This window comes from Intrasporangium oryzae NRRL B-24470, assembly GCF_000576595.1.
Lineage (GTDB): Bacteria > Actinomycetota > Actinomycetes > Actinomycetales > Dermatophilaceae > Intrasporangium_C > Intrasporangium_C oryzae.
In genome coordinates, this window is sequence record NZ_AWSA01000008.1 from 68,844 (window position 1) to 86,737 (window position 17,894).

The following is a 17,894-nucleotide window of genomic DNA, read 5'->3' on the forward strand; positions in this document are numbered from 1 at the left end:
GAGAGGCCGGACCCTTCGTCGGCGGCTGCCGTGGCGGTCGCGCGCCTTTTCAGCCGCCCGCATACCGGGCACGCTGAGGCGTGTGGAGCCACCGCAGCAGGCACATCCATCCTCGCTCGAGACGACCGAGACGACCGAGACGCCGGATCGGTCGGGGCCAGCCCGGTCGTTGGCAGGCCGTGCCGAAGAGATACGGGCGCTCGACGCCTTCCTCGAACAGGCCGCGACCGTCGGGGCTGCGCTGGTCGTCACCGGCGACCCGGGCATCGGCAAGTCTGCCCTGCTGGCGCACGCGACCGCGCAAGCGGTCACGCAGTGGGGAGCGCTCGTGCGCCACGTCGCCGGGGCCGAGTTCGAGGCCGACCTCAGCTATGCCGGACTGCACCAGCTGTTGATGTCCGATGCCACCGACCTCTCGTCCCTGTCCGCCGCGCACCGGTCTGCACTCGAGACGGCGCTCGGACTGCGAACCGGCTCGCCGCCGGAGCGGCTGTTGCTGACGAGCGCGACCTTGGCGCTCCTCCGGAACCTCTCGGAGCCCGCTCCCGTGCTCCTCGTCCTCGACGACATCCACTGGATGGACCGGGCGACCGCCGGGGTTCTCAGCCTCGTGGCCCGACGTCTGACGGGCAGCCGCATCGGGATGCTCCTGGCGCTGAGAACAGGGGAGGAGAGCTTCTTCGATCGCGCCACGATCCAAGAGCTGCGCGTCGATCCGCTGGACGACGACGCTGCGACAACCCTGCTCGAGACGACCCGCCCCGGCCTGCACCCGTCCGTCCAGCACCGCATCGTCGCCGAGGCGGGCGGCAACCCGCTGGCGCTCATCGAGCTGCAGCGAGTCATCACGACCGACCAGGAGTCGGGCGCCGACAGCCTGCCGACGACACTCCCGCTCACCGCTCGGCTGCGCCGCATGTTTGCCGCTCGGGTTTCCTCCCTGCCGGCACCGACGCGCCGGCTCCTGCTCCTCGCGGCCCTGGACAACGGTGCGGGAGCGGCCCTCATGCGCGTCATCGCCGCCTCCGACCACGACCTCGAGCCCGCAGAGTCGGACGGCATGGTGTCGGTCGACCGTCGTGGCCACCGGGTGACCTTCGCCCATCCGCTCGTGCGTGCCGCGGTCGTCGACCTCGCGTCGGCGCCCGAGAGGCGTGCCGCTCACCGGCGTCTCGCCGACCTCGCCGACGACCCCGACGTTCGGGCTCTCCACCGCGCCGAGGCGGCCCTGGCCCCGGACGAGCTGGTCGCGAGCCACCTCGAGGGTCTCGCGACGCGGATGCTGGACCGCGGGGATGGCGTGCGCTCGGCTGCCCTCCTGCTTCGAGCGGCAGAGCTGAGCCCCGCGCCGACGCAGCGGGCGCGACGACTCGCACAGGCCGCCTTCGTCGGCGCGCACGTCACCGGCAACCTCGGTGGGGCGGCCGCACTGCTCGACCGCGCCCGAGCCGAGGACCCGGACGCAACGGAAACGCTGCAGGTCGCCGTGGCGGCGGCGTCCCATCTGCTCAACAACGACGGCGACATCGACACTGCGCACGGGATCCTCTCCGGAGCCCTGAGCCAGACCTCCGTGTCCGGGCCTCCCTCGACGACCGACGCGCGCACCATCGAGAACGCGGTCGTGACGCTCATGACCATCTGCTCGTTCGGTGGCCGGATCGGACTGTGGGCAGCCTTCGACGACGCGGTCTCGCGGTTCGGTCCGTTGCTTTCCGCGCCGGTCCGGGTGGCGGCCACCACCTTCGCCGACCCGGCCCACTCCACACCGGAGCAGCTGCGCGAGCTCGACCGGCTCGTCGACGCCCTGGACGACACCTGCAGCCCCATGGAGGTCGTCGAGATCGCCCAGGCGCGGTGGTACGTCGGACGGGTCCCCCGCGCGCCGCTCGAGCGCATCGTGGAGGCGGGGCGAGTGGGGGACACCGTTGCCCTGGCCGCGCAGGCGCTGCTCATGCTCGCTGTGGACGACTTCTTCGCCGGAGCGTGGGACGAGGCTGCCGCCCACGCCGAGGAGGCGGTCCGCGTCTGCGAGGAGCGCGACTACGCGCTTCTGCTCTGGGGAGCCCGGCTCCCCGGCATGCTCCTCGCGGCCGCGCGAGGCGACACCATCCACCTCGAGACGGCCCACGCTCGTATGCGGCAGTGGGCCCTCCCGCGCAACGCGCTCGCGGTGCGCACCTTCACGGCATACGTCGACGGCTTGGCCGCGCTGAGCCAGTCGCGATACCGCGAGGCGCTCGACCATTACCGCTCGGTGACCGAGCCCGGAGTGTTCCCCCCGCACGAGCAGGTGACGCCGTGGATGGTGATGGACCTCGTCGAGGCCGCCGTGCGGTGTGGTGAGCCGGCCATGGCGCGAGCTCACGTCCGCGCCGCGGCCGACACCGGCATACCACTGCTCTCCACGCGTTCTCAGTTTCTGTGGCGTGGAGCCCAGGCGCTCAGCGCGGACGATGCCGACTACCCGGAGCTCTTCGACGCCATCGTCGGCGACCCGTCCTCGACGCAGTGGCCCTTCGACCTCGGCCGGCTGGAGCTGGCCTACGGGGAACGGCTCCGACGCGACCGGGCCATGCGCCGGGCCCGCCCACATCTCGAGAGCGCCCGGGAACGGTTCTCCGCCCTCGGCGCAGCGCCGTGGACCGCTCGCGCGGAGGCCATGCTCGGGGCCACGGGCCCCACTCGCCGGGTCGGCGCGACGCAGGCGACCGAGCTGACCGCTCAGGAGCTGCAGGTCGCACGCCTGGCCGCATCGGGCCTCAGCAACCGTGAGATCGGAGAGCAGCTGTTCCTCTCGCCCCGCACCGTCGGCGCGCACCTCTACCGGGTCTTCCCGAAGCTCGGTGTCACGTCCAGGGCTGCTCTGCGCGACGCACTCACCGCGCGGGAGTACTGAGCGGGCGTCGCCCGGCATGGGCCCCGCTCGGGCGCGACTCTGCGCGGAGCGAGGACCGTCGAACGACTGATGTTGTGGCTCGCCCGGCGCCCGGACCATGGGGGAGCGGGCGCACCGATCTGGTGCCTGCCGCGCATCCCTTCGAGAAGGAGCGACCATGACCGAAGTGCTCGAGATCACGACTCTCCAGCTGGCTGGGGGTCTGACAGCGGCGGACTTCATCGACGCCAACACCGACATCAACGCGTACCTGAGACGGCAACCAGGGTTCCGCTGGAGGCGCATCGTCCAGCGGGAAGACCGGACGATCCTCGACATCGTCGCCTACGACGACCTGGCTCGCGCACGGGCCGGCGCAGCCGGGATCACGGGGGAGATGGGGGACTCGCCGGTCCACGACACCATCGACCACTCCACCGTCGACTGGCAGATGACCACGGTCCTGCAGCACGTGGAAGGTCCGCGCCGATGAACCTCTCCACGACGAAGAAGAGCGACGCCCCGACGATGACCGCCGCCGTGCTCGACGAGTTCGGCTCCGCACTCAGGGTGCGCAGCCTGTCCCGCCCCACGGCAGAGCCCGGCACGGTGCTGGTGCGCGTCGCCGCGAGCGGCATCAACCCGCTCGACACGAAGATCCGCACCGGGAGTGCCGCCCATGCCCAGGTCACCCCGCCCGCCGTCCTCGGGCTCGACGTCGCGGGCGTGGTCACCGAGGTCGGGGCGGATGTCGATTCCTTCAGCGTCGGCGACGAAGTGTTCGGGCTGGCCGGAGGGGTGGGTGAGGTCCCGGGGTCGTTGGCCGAGTACGTCGCGGTCGACGCCGACCTGCTTGCCCTCAAGCCCGCCTCGTTGAGCATGACCGAGGCCGCCGCGCTGCCCCTGTCGGTCATCACGGCGTGGGAAGGGCTCGTCGACCGTGCCCGTGTGCGCCAGGGGCAGTCCGTCCTCATCCATGGAGGAGCCGGCGGGGTGGGTCACATCGCGGTCCAGCTGGCCGTTGCCCGGGGCGCGACGGTCTTCGCTACCGGCAGCGGACCCGACCTCGACCGGATCCGCCAGCTGGGCGCGGTGCCGATCGACTACCGCGCCACCTCTGTGGAGCAGTACGTCTCGTCGGCCACTCATGGCGAGGGGTTCGACGTCATCTTCGACACCATCGGCGGCGCCACGCTCGATGCGTCGTTCGGGGCGGTACGGCGCTACACGGGTCACGTCGTGAGCATCCTCGGCTGGGGAACGCACAGCCTGGCCCCGCTCAGCTTCCGCGGTGCGACCTACTCAGGCGTCTTCACACTGCTGCCGCTGCTCACCGGTGTCGGTCGGGCGCATCACGGTGAGATTCTCCGAGCAGCCGCGCAGATGGCAGAGGCGGGTCGGTTACGGCCGATCCTCGACCCGACGGCATACGACCTGGGGTCCGTGATGGACGCGCACGCGGCGGTCTCGAGCGGATCGGCCTCAGGAAAGGTCGTCGTCACGATGGGAGGCTGAGCGGCTGGAGGTGGGGGATCGGTGGCGAGAGCAGCCGGATGCCCGCGACCTCGCCGATGTGCATCGCCAGCCGCTCGTGGACCAGGGTGATGAGCCGAGTTCCCCTGAGCAGATGGCGGTCGGCGGCGTGTCCGCTCGGGTTTCAGTCGGTGGCGGCGTCGCGCGGACCGGGCCCTTCGCGGCCTGGCGTGGTCCGTGACGGGCGTCCCCAGGGAAATGCCTGTCTCGGGAGCCCTTGGCTGGGCTACCTCGTGGCGCGATCGGGTGACAGCCGCGCGCCACAGTGCGTAGACGTCCTTCGGGGAGTCGAGCGCCCTGATGCGCCATTTCCAGTCAGGGCCGGCATCGAGATCCACTGCGGTGCCTGCGGCGTTGGAAGCCGACTGAGTCGTGGGTCACGCTCCCCGCAGCCGGGGGACCTCTGTGGTCGGCGGGTGTGCAACAGTGCCTCTCGTGGCTTCATCGACGACACCACCACCGAGCTCGGCACCCCTGGGCTCGGCCCCGCCGACGCCGGCCTTCTTCCTGGCCGGGGGGACGGGCATCTCCGCCGAGACGCTCGGCAACATGATGCTCCAGCAGTTCCCGACGGTCAGGTTCGCGCGGCGCAAGATCCCGTTCATCACGACCGTGGCGCGGGCCCGGGAGGTCGTCGCCGAGCTCGACGCAGCCATGACGGACGCGGTGACGCCACTCGTCTTCTCGACCGTCTCCGACGAGGAGATCCGTGCCGAGCTGCAGCGCACGAGGTGCGCTTTCATCGACCTCTTCGGCTCGCACCTGGCGACCGTGGAGCACGTGTTGCACGTCAACGCTGCCCGCCACGTCGGTGCCCTGCACGGCGTCGGCGACCTCGGCCGTTACGAGGCGCGCATGAGGGCGGTCGAGTACGCGATGGAGCACGACGACGGGCAGAGCATGCGCAACCTCGAGCAGGCGCAGCTGATCCTCGTCGCCCCGTCCAGGTGCGGCAAGACGCCCACGTCGATCTACCTCGCGTTGCAGCACGGGATCAAGGTGGCCAACTACCCGCTCGTCGAGGAGGACTTCGACTCGAGCGAGCTGCCGCGACCCGTCCGGCCGTATGCCGCCAAGTGCTTCGGTCTCCTGTCGACGGCGGCGCGGCTCAGCCAGGTGCGCGGAGAGCGGCGACCCGGATCGAGGTACGCCAGCCTGGCCCAGTGCTCGTACGAGCTCCGCCGGGCCGAGGCGATGTACCGGAGCCACGGCATACCCGTGGTCAACTCCTCGGCGATGTCTGTCGAGGAGATCGCAGCGGTGATCATGCAGACCGGCCGCCTCAACGACATCGGCTGACCGTGACCGGACAGCCGCACCCCCGAGCAGGATCGACGACGGAAGGACCTGAAGTGACCAAGAACGTGGAGAGGTTCGCCGACCTCGGACTGGCCGACGTCGAGACCGTCGGAGGCAAGAACGCCTCGCTCGGCGAGATGGTCCAGCACCTGTCCGCCGCCGGGGTCGCGGTCCCCGACGGCTTCGCGACGACAGCGGAGGCCTACCGCCGCTTCCTCGCCGAGGGCGGGCTGGCCGACCGCATTAACGCGCTCCTCGCCGAGCTCGACGTCGACGACACGCGTCGTCTGGCCGACGTGGGCGCGAGCATCCGTGAGCAGGTGGAGCGCCAGTCCTTCCCCGCGGACCTCGAGCGCGACATCCGGGACGCCTACGAACGGCTCGTGAGCGAACAGGCAGCCGGCGACCGCGGAGCAGCCGAGATGAGCTTCGCGGTTCGGTCGAGCGCGACGGCCGAGGACCTGCCCGACGCCTCGTTCGCGGGTCAGCAGGAGACCTTCCTCAACGTGCGCGGCATCGACAACGTGCTGCACGCGATCAAGCTCGTCTTCGCCTCCCTGTACAACGACCGGGCCATCGCCTACCGCGTGCACAGCAACTTCGACCACTCCGTCGTGGCCCTGTCGGCCGGGGTCCAGCGCATGGTCCGCTCCGACATCGGCTCGTCGGGCGTGATGTTCACCATGGACACCGAGTCCGGCTTCAGCGACGCCGTCTTCATCACGAGCAGCTACGGGCTCGGCGAGGCCGTCGTGCAGGGGGCCGTCAACCCCGATGAGTTCTACGTCTACAAGCCGGCGGTCCGTGAGGGACGCCCGGCCATCCTCAAGCGTGGCGTCGGTGGCAAGGCGACGAAGATGGTCTACACCGGCGACGCGAGCGTGGGGCGCACCGTCGACTTCGTGCCGGTGCCCGAGACCGATCGGCACCTGCTGTCCCTCACCGACGAGGAGGTCACCGAGCTGGCCCGCCACGCGATGCGCATCGAGGAGCACTACGGCCGTCCCATGGACATCGAGTGGGGCAAGGACGGCGTCGACGGCCGTCTCTACATCCTGCAGGCGCGCCCCGAGACGGTGCAGTCGCGCCAGACGGGCTCAACGCTTCGGCGCTTCCGCATGGACGAGCGGGGGCCTGTCGTCGTCGAGGGACGCGCCATCGGGCAGAAGATCGGTGCTGGCGCCGTTCGCGTCCTCGCGTCGATCGACGCGATGCACGACTTCCAGGCGGGCGAGGTGCTCGTCGCCGACATGACCGACCCCGACTGGGAGCCGATCATGAAGCGGGCGAGCGCCATCGTGACCAACCGCGGTGGCCGCACCTGCCACGCCGCGATCATCGCCCGCGAGCTCGGCATCCCGGCCGTCGTCGGCAGCGGCACGGCCACGAGGACCCTCACGGACGGGCAGGAGGTGACCGTCTCGTGCGCCGAGGGCGACACCGGCTTCGTCTACGAGGGGCTGCGCGCGTTCACGGTCACGGAGACGGCGCTCGACGCGATGCCCGAGCTCCCGGTCAAGATCATGATGAACGTCGGCACACCGGAGCAGGCCTTCGAGTTCTCCCGGCTGCCCAACAAGGGGGTCGGTCTGGCGCGGCTCGAGTTCATCATCAACCGGCAGATCGGCATCCACCCCAAGGCGCTGCTCGAGCTCGATGACCAGGAGCCCGGCGTCAAGGCCGAGATCGAGGCGCTGATCGCGGCGTATGCCGGCCCGCGGGAGTTCTTCGTGCAACGCGTCGCCGAGGGCGTGTCGATGATCGCCGCAGCGTTCGCGCCCGAGCCGGTGATCGTGCGCATGTCCGACTTCAAGTCGAACGAGTATGCCGGCCTGCTCGGCGGCGAGCGCTACGAGCCGCACGAGGAGAACCCGATGATCGGCTACCGCGGCGCCGCACGCTACCTCTCCGCGGACTTCGCCGAGTGCTTCGCGATGGAGTGCGAGGCGCTCAAGCATGTCCGTGACGACATGGGCCTGACCAACGTCAAGATCATGATCCCCTTCGTGCGCACGGTGGCCGAGGCCGAGGGCGTCATCGACCTGCTCGCGCAGCACGGCCTCGTCCGCGGCGAGAACGAGCTGCAGGTCGTCATGATGTGCGAGGTACCGTCCAACGCGGTCAACGCCGACGCATTCCTCGACCACTTCGACGGTTTCTCCATCGGCTCCAACGACATGACGCAGCTGACCCTGGGCCTCGACCGCGACAGTGCGCTCGTCGCCGGCTCCTTCGACGAGCGCGACCCGGCCGTCAAGAAGATGCTCGCCATGGCCATCCGCGCCTGTCGTGAGCGCGGCAAGTACGTCGGCATCTGCGGACAGGGCCCTTCCGACCATCCCGACCTCGCCGAATGGCTGCTCGACGAGGGCATCGAGTCCATGTCACTCAACCCCGACACGGTCGTGGAGACCTGGCTGCAGCTGGCCAGACACGGCGGCGGCGCCTGAGGTGCCGGGAGCCTGACACGCTGCGTCACCGGGCCGGGTCGACCATCGTCATGCCCGCGATCGTCGCTCGGTCGAAGACGGGGAGCATCGACGCGGCCTCCTCGAGTCCGATCGTCCGCTCGATGAGCCGCTGGGGCTGCAGCAGGCCCTGCTCGATGAGGCGCATCATGCCCGGGTAGTCGGCGGCGGCCATCCCGTGGCTGCCGAGCAGGTCGAGCTCCCAGGCGATGGCCCGCGCCATCGGCACCCGCGGGTGACCGTCGACGGGTGGCAGCAAGCCCACCTGTACGTGACGGCCCCGGCGGCGAAGGCTGAGGATCGAGTCGGCACAGGTCTGCTCGCTCCCGACCGCGTCCACGGCCACGTGTGAGCCGCCGCCGGTGAGCTCCGCGACGGCGGCCGGGATGTCGGTGCCGTCCGCGACCAGCGTGTGCTCGGCGCCGAGGGATGATGCCGCGGCGAGCGCCTCTGGGTTGCGGTCCACGGCGACCACCCGCGCCCCGAGCGTTCGGGCGATCATCACCGTGCTCAGCCCGACGCCGCCGGAACCAACCACCGTGACCCACTCACCGTCAGCGACCCGCGCCCGGCCGACCAGGGCGCGGTATGCCGTCGCGAACCGGCATCCGAGACTGGCCGCGGTCGCGAAGTCGACCTGCTCGGGGATGCCCACGAGGTTGGTGTCTGCCGCGTGGAGCGCAACGGACTCGGCGAACGACCCCCAGTGCGTGAAGCCGGGCTGCTCCTGGCGTGGGCAGACCTGGGCCTGCCCGGTGCGGCACCACTCGCAGCGGCCGCAGCCGCAGACGAACGGGACGGTCACTCGGTCGCCGATCCTCCACCGGGTCACCCCCGGGCCCACCTGGGCGATGACGCCGGCGAGCTCGTGGCCTGGTACGTGCGGAAAGTCGATGTCGTCATGGCCGGCCCACGCGTGCCAGTCGCTGCGGCACATCCCGGTCGCCCTGACCGTGACGACCACGCCGTATGCCGGGGCTGTCGGCTCGGCAACCTCCCGGACCTCGGGCTGGGCTCCAACGGCATCGATGACCACGGCACGCACACGCTCAGGATGTCACCCCGGCCCCGACGTGCTCCTCGCTTGTTCGCGCGCCGAGAGCCGTCGCCAAGAGCCGTCGCCGACTCAGCCACCGGATCCCATGGCGCCGACGGCACGAGCGACGACGAGCAGCGAGGTGAGCAGCGCCGCCGTAGCCTCGAGGCCCATGAGGGCCTTGGCGCGGCCCGTCAGTGGCATCGTGTCGGTCGGGCTGAAGGCGCTCGAGTTCGTCAGCGAGACGTAGAGGTAGTCGATGAAGGCCGGGCGCCAGTTGCTCCGGGCGCTCGAGCCGGTGGCGACCTCACGCACCGCGTCCTGGTTCTCGTCCTGCGAGAAGCGCCAGTCGGCGGGCGCCAGCCGCTCGCGCGCGAGGGTGTGGCGCGCGACGGGCCCGCCGCGGTCGATCTCCCAGAAGAGCAGACCGAAGCCGATGACGTTGGTCAGCCACACCTGCATTCCGGCCAGCAACAACGACGTCCCCTGGGCCTTGGACGACGTGAGCGTCCTCACCAGCATGCCGAGCGCGAGAAGGTTCGTCGCGATGACGACACACGCGAGCGCGATGGATGCCGCCCGCGACCACTGCGTCTGCCGGACCATTCGTCGCGGGTTGGTCACCAGCAGGACGCCCAACAGTGCGAGCTCGATCGCGGGGATGGCAAACCGGGGTCCGACGAGCAGGCCCTCCGGCAGGACGGCATACGCGAGGACGGCGACCACGACCGCGACGGTCGGCGGCAAGCGGCTCTCGCCAGGGCTGGATCGTGGCTCACGTCGCCACCTGCGTGACCGTGAAGTCGGCATGGCGCCCAAGGTAGTCCTGCCGCTGGCCCGAAAGCCGGGGCGCACCGGTGAAGGACCTGACCCCCACCTCGTCCGAGGCCGTGAAAGGCGCGTGCGGGGAGGCGCGGGGCCGCCGCGGGGACCGGGGGCGTCCCCCGCGGCTCAGCGGCATACGACGAAATCCGAAGGTCGAAGGCAGACGGAAGGACTGATATCCGCTGTCGCTTGTGCAAACGGCCACTGAATCGGTAGCCTCGGGATACCCCGCGTCCTGCTGTGGTATCCATCGAGGAGGCAGAAATGACTTTGACCACGCGCGCCGTTCCCGCGCACGACCCCGCGACCCGGCGCAGCCTGCCGACGGACTCCCGGCCCGTCGACCCCGCCCGCGTCCAGCAGCTGCTCGCGGCCGAGTGGGAGCGGTTCACGTCGTGGTCCCGCGGCTCGGGCGAGCACAACGCGCGGGCGAGCCAGTCGCTGCCGCTCGGCGTCACGAGCAGCTTCCAGCACTGGGAGCCCTACCCGATCTCGATCGAGTCCGCGCGCGGCGCCTGGCTCACCGACGTCGACGGCAACCGGCTGCTCGACCTGTCGATGGGCTTCGGCGCGATGCTCGTCGGGCACCTCAACCCGGTCGTCGTCGAGCGCGTCACCGAGGCGCTCACGCACACCGGCACGCTCTTCGTCACGCCCTCACCCCAGGCGACCGAGATGGCCGAGCGCTACCAGACCCGGTTCGGGCTCGACATGCTCCGGTTCACCAACTCCGGCACCGAGTCCCTCATGTACGCCATCCGCGCGGCGCGCGCCTTCACCGGCCGCAAGGCGATCATCAAGATCGAGGGCGGCTACCACGGCGGCTACGACGCGCTCCAGGTGTCGGTCAAGCCCGACCTCGCCGACATCGGCCCGGCGGACGCGCCCATCCCCGAGGTGCCGTTCGACGTCGAGGCCGGGACGGTCCACGTCATCGCGTACAACGACCTCGGTCAGCTCCACCGGGTCCTCGCCGAGCACGGCCGTGACATCGCCGCCCTCGTCGTCGAGCCCGTCATCGAGAACCTCGCGATCGTCGTCCCCGACGAGGGCTACCTCGCCGGGGTCCGCGCGGCCTGCGACGAGCACGGCGTCGTCCTCGTCTTCGACGAGGTCAAGACCGGCCTGACGGCAGGGTATGCCGGTGCCTCCCAGCGCCTCGGCGTGCAGCCCGACCTCATCACCCTCGCGAAGTCGATCGGTGGCGGGCTGCCGCTGGCGGCCTTCGGTGGCAAGCGGGAGGTCATGCAGGTCGTCGTCGACGGACGGATGGCGCACTTCGGTACCTACAACGGCAACCCGCTCGTGATGGCCGCCGCACGCGCCGTCGACGAGATCTGCACGCACGAGGCGCTCGACGCCGCCGAGGCCATGAACAACCGGGCCATGGACGCGATCGACGAGATCATCCGGACGCACGAGCTGCCCGCCCACACGGTCGGCCTTGGCGTCAAGGGCTGTGTCACGTGGTCCGCGACCCCCGTGCGCAACTACCGCGACTACAAGGCGACGGACTTCGGTCTCGCCGAGCTGTCCTGGCTGTGGGGCGTCAACCGTGGCGTCCTCACGCCGCCCGGTCTCGACGAGCAGTGGCTCGTCTCGCTCGCGCACACCGACGAGGACATGGCGATCCTCATCGACGACTTCCGCGGGCTCGCCGAGGCGCTGCGCGCCTGACCGTCGCGGCGACGGCGGTCGTCACCACCTCCGACGAGCACGACTCAAGGGCCCCTGACCGGCTGAGATGCCGGCCGGGGGCCCTCCTGTCGTCCACGTCCAGATCCACCTCTCGGATCCGTTTCGCGGCGACCACCGCTCGATCCAAGGTCCTTCAGGGGGAGCTCGTGCCCGGTCGTGCAGCGCTGAGGTGGCCTATGCGCGCGATGGCGAGGGCGTACCCCTGGGTGCCGCACCCGACGATGACCCCCTCGACCACGTCGGACAGGTAGGAGTGCCCGCGGAAGGCCTCGCGGCGGTGGACGTTCGTGATGTGCACCTCGATGACCGGTGCGTCGACGACGGCGATCGCGTCGCGGATGGCGACGGACGTGTGGGTGTAGGCCGCGGCGTTGATGACCACGCCGGCGACCGCGTGCCGTAGCTCGTGGATCGCGTCGACGATCTCGCCCTCGTGGTTGCTCTGGCGGAAGTCGAGCTCCAGCCCCGCGTCACGGGCGGTTCGCAGGCACAGCTGTCTGACGTCGTCGAGCGTCTCCCGGCCGTAGACCTCGGGCTGACGTTCGCCGAGGAGGTTGAGGTTGGGGCCGTTGAGGACGGCAACGACGGGGGCGTTCGGCGTCATGGGTGATGCTCCTTCTTCGGGGTGGGGAGGTTGACAGCGGATCTCAGCGCCGGACCGGACCGGTCGACTCGCGCACGACGAGCGTCGTCGGCGCGACGATCTCGGCCGGCGTCTCGCCGTCGAGCCTGCTCTGGTCGCGCACGAGCGCCACGAGAAGGTCCACGGCCGAGCGGCCTGCCTGTTCGGTGCGGTCGCTGAGCGTGGTCAGGGGCGGGTCGCAGAAGTCGGCGCCGAAGATGTTGTCGAAGCCGACCATGCTCACGTCGTCGGGAACGGAGACACCGCGTGAGCGCAGGCGCCGCAACGCCCCGATCGCCATGAGGTCGTTGTGGGCGATGACAGCGGTCGCGCCGTCGGCGAGCGCCGCCTCCCCGGCGAGGAAGCCGCCGTCGACCGATGGCGCGTAGGGACCGAGCCGGCGCACAGTGAGATGGTGTCGTCGCGCGGCTGCCGAGATGCCCGCCCATCGCTGGCCACCCAGCCAGGACTGGGGTGGCCCGGCGAGGAAGATCGCCCTCTGGTGCCCGAGGGCGACGAGGTGCTCGACGATCTGCCTGGTGCCGTCCTGCTGGTCCGGGCTCACGCTCGTCACGGACGGAACCCTGCGGTTGACGAGGACGACCGGCCGCATGGCGCTGAACTGCACGATCTTGGCGTCGGGCAGGCGGCTCGACCCGAGCAGGAACCCGTCGACGCTCGGCGCCAGCCTCTCGACCATGCGCGCCTCGGCCCGGGCGCTCTCCTCACTGTTGCCGATGACGAGGATGTGACCGGTGGCCTCGGCCTGGCGCTCGGCGCCCCGGATGAGACCGGCGAAGTACGGGTTGGTGATGTCGGGGAGCACGAGGGCGAGGGTCGAGGTCCGACCCGTCCCGAGGGCTCGGGCGGCCGGGCTCGGCCGGTAGCCGAGCCGGGCAGCCACCTGTTGCACGTGCTCGCGCGTGACGACATTGACCCGGTCGGGGTTGCTGAGGGCCCGAGAGACCGTCGACGGCGCCACGCCTGCCTCCCGGGCGACATCGATGATCGTCACGGGTCGGGGCGGGTCGTTTCGCGTCACCTGGCAAATTTTGGCAAACGATTGCCACTTCGTGCAAGGCCTCCTTACCGTCGAGATCACCTTCATCGCCCGTCCGGGCGGAGGAGCGCCAAGAACATCGCCGTTCTCGTCCGCCGCGCGGCGGCAGGCCCAGCTCGGGTCGGATGAGGCGGCCCCACACCAGGAGGATCGACAATGACGCCAATCCCCGGCTTCGACGCAGCACCGTCCAGCCCCGCGCACCAGGGCGAGAGCCCCACCGGCCCGGCCGGCGCGGTTCCGGCTCGCTCGCCCAAGAAGGCCGCCGTCGCGGCGTGGGTCGGCAGCGCCCTGGAGTACTACGACTTCGTCATCTACGGCACGGCCGCGTCGTTGGTGTTCCCCCAGATCTTCTTCCCCGAGGGCAACCCGACGGCCGCGACGATCGCCTCCCTCGCCACTTTCGGCGTCGGCTACGTCGCACGCCCGGTCGGCTCCTTCCTGCTGGGCCACCTGGGCGACAAGTTCGGCCGCAAGAAGGTCCTCATCCTCACCCTCCTCCTCATGGGCGTGTCGACCTTCCTCGTGGGGTGCCTCCCGACGTACCACACCATCGGCATCCTCGCCCCGATCCTGCTCGTCGTGCTTCGCCTGCTCCAGGGCCTGTCGGCCGCGGGCGAGCAGGCGGGCGCGAACTCGATGTCCTTCGAGCACGCCCCCGATCACCGCCGCGGCTTCTTCACGAGCTGGACGCTGAGCGGCACGCAGGGCGGCCAGGTCCTCGCCCCGGCCGTGTTCCTGCCGCTCGCAGCCCTGCTGTCCGAGGAGCAGCTCCTCTCGTGGGGCTGGCGCGTCCCCTTCTTCCTCAGCGCCGTCGTCGTCGTCGTGGGCCTCGTCATCCGGCGCAGGCTCGACGAGACTCCCGCCTTCGAGTCAGAGGTCGAGGCGGGCTCGGTGCCCCGCACGCCCCTGTCGGTGCTGCTCCGCGACCACTGGCGCTCGGTGCTGCGCGTGATGTTCGCGGCGTTCGTCGCCATGGTCAACACCCTCTACACCGTCTTCGCCCTCACCTTCGCGACGAAGAAGGACTACGGCATCGGCTTCAGCTCCACGTACATGCTGTGGGTCGCGATCGTCTCCAACCTCGTGGCCATCGCCGTCATCCCGTTCTGGGGCAGCCTTTCCGACCGGGTGGGTCGCAAGCCGGTGTTCCTGGGCGGCCTCGCAGGCTCGGCCGTGCTCGCCGCCGGATACGTCGCCGTCATCGCCAGCGGCAACCGGGCCCTGACGGCCGTCGTCGGCATCCTGCTCGCCGGGATCGTCTACAGCGCGACCAACGCCGTCTGGCCCTCGACGTATGCCGAGTACTTCCCGACCAGCGTGCGCCTCTCGGGCATGGCGATCGGCACGCAGTTCGGCTTCGCGCTCGCGGGGTTCACCCCGACCATCGCCGCGGCCCTCCTCGGGCCCACGGGGGCGGGCTGGCCGAAGGTCGCCGGTTTCGCCGTGGTCGCCTGCCTCATCTCCGCCATCGCCGTCGCCACCGGCCCGCGCGGCACCCACCGCGTCCCGACGGCGCAGCTCGGCCGGAAGGCGTCACGGGCGACGGCGAAGGCGACCGGTCGGAGCCTCTCGGCGCAGGCCTCGAGCTAGTCCCGTCATCGACCGAACCTCGCACTGAGCACCCAGGAGAGTCGCACCATGTCGTCACCGCAGAGCCGAACGTCGCTCGTCATCGGGCTCCTCGGCGAGCACATCCGCAGCTCGCTCGCTGCGCCTCTCCAGGAGGGCGAGGGGGCGGCGCAGGGCCGCTCCCTCGCCTACCGCCTCATCGATGCCGCCGAGCTCGGCCTCGGCCTCGGCCTCGACGCCGCCGGCGACGTGCTGGCGTGGGCGGTCCGGCTCGGGTTCGACGGGCTCAACGTGACCCACCCCTTCAAGAACGTCGTCGTCGACCTGGTCGACGAGCTCTCGCCCGAAGCGACGGCGCTCGGAGCGGTGAACACCGTCGTCATCCGGGACGGGCGCACGGTCGGGCACAACACCGACTGGAACGGGTTCGCCTCGGGGCTGTCCGCGACGCTGCCGCAGGCGAAGGGCCGCGACGCCGTGCTGCTCGGGGCCGGAGGCGCAGGGGTGGCGGTCGGCTACGGGGCCCTGCGCGCCGGGGTGCGCCACCTTCGCGTCGTCGACACGGACCGGGTGCGGGCCGAGGCCGTCGTCGAGCGCCTCGTCGCCGCACTGGGTCCCGGCCGCGCCACCGTCCACTCCGACGTCGCGACCGCGCTCGACGGCGCCGGCGGGCTCATCCAGGCCACCCCGGTGGGCATGACCGGTGTCCCCGGTATGCCGCTCGACCCGCTCCTCGTCGACCCCGGTCAGTGGGTGGCCGAGATCATCTACTTCCCGCTCGAGACCGAGCTCGTCCACGCGGTCCGAGCCCGGGGCTGCGCCACCATGACGGGAGGCGCCATGGCGGTGTTCCAGCACGCAGCGGCATACGAGCTGTTCACGGGGGAGCGCGCCGACGCCGCCCGCATGGCCGCCCACTTCACCCGGCTCACCGGACTCGACGTCCTCGGCGGGACCACCCCCACCCCCACCGGCGAGCCCACCGCCGTCGGCCACGCGAGCTGAGGAGGACCCATGCGCAAGGGAATCGCCACCGTGTCGATCAGCGGAACCCTGGCGGCCAAGCTCGAGGCGATCGCGGCCGCCCACTTCGACTCGGTCGAGCTCTTCGACGCCGATGTCGTCGCGTCACCGTGCCGACCGGAGGACATCGCCCGGAGGTGTGCGGAGCTCGGCCTCGCCATCGACCTCTTCCAGCCGCTGCGCGACGTCGTCGGCCTGACCCCCGAGGTCTTCCCCGACCGGCTGCGCTTCGCCCGGGCCAAGTTCGAGCTCATGGAGCGGCTCGGGGCGACCCGTGCGCTGCTCTGCTCCGCCGTCCACCCGGCCTCGGTGGACGACTCGCAGCTCACGGCCGAGCAGCTCGGCATCGTGGGTGACGTGGCTGCCGAGCACGGCTTCACGCTCGCCTACGAGGCGCTCGCCTGGGGCACGCACGTCAACCGCTTCCACCAGACCCGCGCGATCGTCGACCTGGTCGACCTGCCGAACGTCGGCGTGGCGGTGGACACGTTCCACATGCTCGCGCGCGGCGACGGCGCCGAGGCCCTCGCCGGTCTCGACGGCGACCGGATCGCCTTCGTCCAGATCGCCGACGCACACCGGCTGAGCATGGACGTCCTTGAGTGGAGCCGACACCACCGCTGCTTCCCCGGCCAGGGGGCGCTCGACGTCGAGAGCGTCGTGGGCGCCGCCGTCGAGGCCGGCTACCGGGGGCCGCTCTCGCTCGAGGTCTTCAGCGACATCGTGCGCGAGGCCAACCCGCGGGACACCGCCCGCGACGCGATGCGGTCGTTGCTGCACCTCGAGGAGCAGCTCCGTCGCCGCTGGGAGCAGCCGTCGGACGGCCGGACCCTCGCCGAGGGTGTCGACCGCCCCGGACGGCCGCGGGTCGAGCTCTTCGACCCGCCGCCGGCGCCTCAGCTGCCCGGCGTGGGCCACGTGGAGATCGCCGTCACGCCGGGGGACCCGTCGATGCTCCAGCTGTTCTCTCGCCTGGGGTTCACCGCCGTGTCGCCGCAGGGCCCCGACACGGACGGGATCGGGCGCGCGGCCCGCACGGTGCTGCGCAACGGGGAGGCGACCGTCGTCCTCGACGCCCGCTCCGACCTCGAGCTGCGACGGTCCGCCGCCGGGCAGCGCCCGCACGTCGCAGCCGTGGCCGTGGACGGCGATACCGACTCGGCACTCTGCGCCCGCGCCCACGCCTTCAACCTGCCGGTCAGCGAGACCCGCGAGCCCGAGGGCCGCGTTGACGCGACGCGGAGCCCAGCAGGGGTCGAGGTGCGCCTGGGCAGCCCTTGCCCCCGGATGGACGTCCCCGCTCCGGGCCGCTGGGGGCCGCTCGACCATCTCGGCATCGCCGTCGACACGGACCGCTCGGATGCCGAGGTGTCGTTCCATCGCACGCTGATCGGGCTGCGTCCTGGACCCGTGAGCGAGTTCATCGACCCGGCGGGCCGCCTGCGCAGTCGGGTACTCGAACCCGAGGCAGGAGCGCTGCGCGTCGTGCTCAACATCGCGGTGCACGGGGCGGGGCATCCCACCTGGATCGGCGTGAACCAGCTCGCCTACGCCTGCACCGACCTGCTCAGGCAAGCGGAGTCGCTTGCGGCGTCAGGGGCTCCGGTCCTGCCCGTGCCCGACTCGTACTACGACGACCTCGCTGCGCGGCTCGACCCGCCCCCCGAGCTGCTCGCTCGTCTGCGCCGGCTCAACGTCCTCTACGACCGGGACGAGCGAGGAGGCGAGCTGCTGCACCTCTACACCCCCCTGGTCGGCGGCCGCTTCTACATCGAGCTGCTCGAACGCCGCGGCGGGTACAGCGGGTTCGGCGCGGCCAACACACCGGTCCGCCTCGCCTCGCAGGCGGCGACCCCATGGCTCTGACCCACCACGACGAA

General features: G+C 71.1%; 13 protein-coding genes. 9 read left to right on the forward strand and 4 right to left on the reverse strand.

Annotated elements, in window-relative coordinates:
• The first annotated feature begins 82 nt into the window (after positions 1-82).
• From N865_RS05155 to ppsA, 5 genes are all read left to right on the forward strand, one after another.
• Positions 83-2,899, forward strand: coding sequence for a helix-turn-helix transcriptional regulator (locus tag N865_RS05155; RefSeq protein ID WP_051510213.1), 2,817 nt, complete (start codon positions 83-85; stop codon positions 2,897-2,899).
• 157 nt (positions 2,900-3,056) lie between these two features.
• Positions 3,057-3,371, forward strand: coding sequence for a hypothetical protein (locus N865_RS05160; RefSeq protein WP_034802332.1), 315 nt, complete (start codon positions 3,057-3,059; stop codon positions 3,369-3,371).
• Complete coding sequence (locus N865_RS05165; protein WP_211244858.1) at positions 3,368-4,393, forward strand: zinc-dependent alcohol dehydrogenase family protein; 1,026 nt, start codon at positions 3,368-3,370, stop codon at positions 4,391-4,393. Before N865_RS05160 ends, N865_RS05165 begins: the two co-directional genes overlap by 4 nt.
• A gap of 453 nt (positions 4,394-4,846) precedes the next feature.
• Positions 4,847-5,710: a pyruvate, water dikinase regulatory protein gene (locus tag N865_RS05170; RefSeq protein ID WP_407636738.1), complete on the forward strand. Its 864-nt coding sequence runs from the start codon at positions 4,847-4,849 to the stop codon at positions 5,708-5,710.
• Between the two features lie 53 nt (positions 5,711-5,763).
• Positions 5,764-8,160, forward strand: a complete 2,397-nt coding sequence (ppsA, locus tag N865_RS05175; protein ID WP_034802334.1) for a phosphoenolpyruvate synthase — start codon at positions 5,764-5,766, stop codon at positions 8,158-8,160.
• Between the two features lie 25 nt (positions 8,161-8,185).
• On the opposite strand, the gene N865_RS05180 is transcribed toward ppsA, so the two are convergent.
• Both N865_RS05180 and N865_RS05185 read right to left on the reverse strand, forming a co-directional pair.
• On the reverse strand, positions 8,186-9,223 hold the full coding sequence (locus N865_RS05180; RefSeq protein ID WP_034802337.1) for a zinc-binding dehydrogenase: 1,038 nt from the start codon (positions 9,221-9,223) through the stop codon (positions 8,186-8,188).
• An 81-nt stretch (positions 9,224-9,304) separates the two neighbouring features.
• Positions 9,305-9,961 (reverse strand): hypothetical protein, encoded by a 657-nt coding sequence (locus N865_RS05185; protein WP_245603667.1) that lies wholly within the window; start codon positions 9,959-9,961, stop codon positions 9,305-9,307.
• A gap of 342 nt (positions 9,962-10,303) precedes the next feature.
• Between N865_RS05185 and N865_RS05190 the strand changes: the two genes are divergently transcribed.
• Positions 10,304-11,716 (forward strand): aspartate aminotransferase family protein, encoded by a 1,413-nt coding sequence (locus tag N865_RS05190; protein ID WP_034802342.1) that lies wholly within the window; start codon positions 10,304-10,306, stop codon positions 11,714-11,716.
• Between the two features lie 154 nt (positions 11,717-11,870).
• Here N865_RS05190 and aroQ read toward each other — a convergent pair whose 3' ends face one another.
• Entirely contained in the window at positions 11,871-12,341 is a 471-nt protein-coding gene (gene aroQ / locus N865_RS05195) for a type II 3-dehydroquinate dehydratase (protein ID WP_034802343.1), read from the reverse strand.
• Positions 12,342-12,384: 43 nt separating this feature from the next.
• Positions 12,385-13,401, reverse strand: coding sequence for a LacI family DNA-binding transcriptional regulator (locus N865_RS05200; protein ID WP_034802345.1), 1,017 nt, complete (start codon positions 13,399-13,401; stop codon positions 12,385-12,387).
• A 174-nt stretch (positions 13,402-13,575) separates the two neighbouring features.
• On the opposite strand from N865_RS05200, the gene N865_RS05205 reads away from it, so the two are divergent.
• Genes N865_RS05205 through N865_RS05215 form a run of 3 tightly spaced genes read left to right on the forward strand, consistent with a single transcriptional unit; the run spans position 13,576 to position 17,880 of the window.
• Positions 13,576-15,012, forward strand: a complete 1,437-nt coding sequence (locus N865_RS05205) for an MFS transporter (RefSeq protein ID WP_084327961.1) — start codon at positions 13,576-13,578, stop codon at positions 15,010-15,012.
• Positions 15,013-15,060: 48 nt separating this feature from the next.
• Positions 15,061-15,996, forward strand: coding sequence for a shikimate dehydrogenase (locus N865_RS05210; RefSeq protein WP_034802346.1), 936 nt, complete (start codon positions 15,061-15,063; stop codon positions 15,994-15,996).
• Between the two features lie 9 nt (positions 15,997-16,005).
• Positions 16,006-17,880 carry a sugar phosphate isomerase/epimerase and 4-hydroxyphenylpyruvate domain-containing protein gene (locus N865_RS05215; RefSeq protein WP_034802349.1) on the forward strand — a complete coding sequence of 625 codons (1,875 nt, stop codon included), beginning with the start codon at positions 16,006-16,008 and terminating at the stop codon, positions 17,878-17,880.
• Positions 17,881-17,894: the final 14 nt, after the last annotated feature.

What these genes read in the sequence shown, in the direction of transcription:
- N865_RS05165 (WP_211244858.1), top strand. Translation starts at nt 3,368, where the DNA reads ATGAACCTCTCCACGACGAAGAAGAGCGACGCCCCGACGATGACCGCC.
- N865_RS05205 (WP_084327961.1), top strand. Translation starts at nt 13,576, where the DNA reads ATGACGCCAATCCCCGGCTTCGACGCAGCACCGTCCAGCCCCGCGCAC.
- N865_RS05160 (WP_034802332.1), top strand. Translation starts at nt 3,057, where the DNA reads ATGACCGAAGTGCTCGAGATCACGACTCTCCAGCTGGCTGGGGGTCTG.
- N865_RS05190 (WP_034802342.1), top strand. Translation starts at nt 10,304, where the DNA reads ATGACTTTGACCACGCGCGCCGTTCCCGCGCACGACCCCGCGACCCGG.
- aroQ (WP_034802343.1), bottom strand. Translation starts at nt 12,341, where the DNA reads ATGACGCCGAACGCCCCCGTCGTTGCCGTCCTCAACGGCCCCAACCTC.
- N865_RS05215 (WP_034802349.1), top strand. Translation starts at nt 16,006, where the DNA reads ATGCGCAAGGGAATCGCCACCGTGTCGATCAGCGGAACCCTGGCGGCC.
- N865_RS05210 (WP_034802346.1), top strand. Translation starts at nt 15,061, where the DNA reads ATGTCGTCACCGCAGAGCCGAACGTCGCTCGTCATCGGGCTCCTCGGC.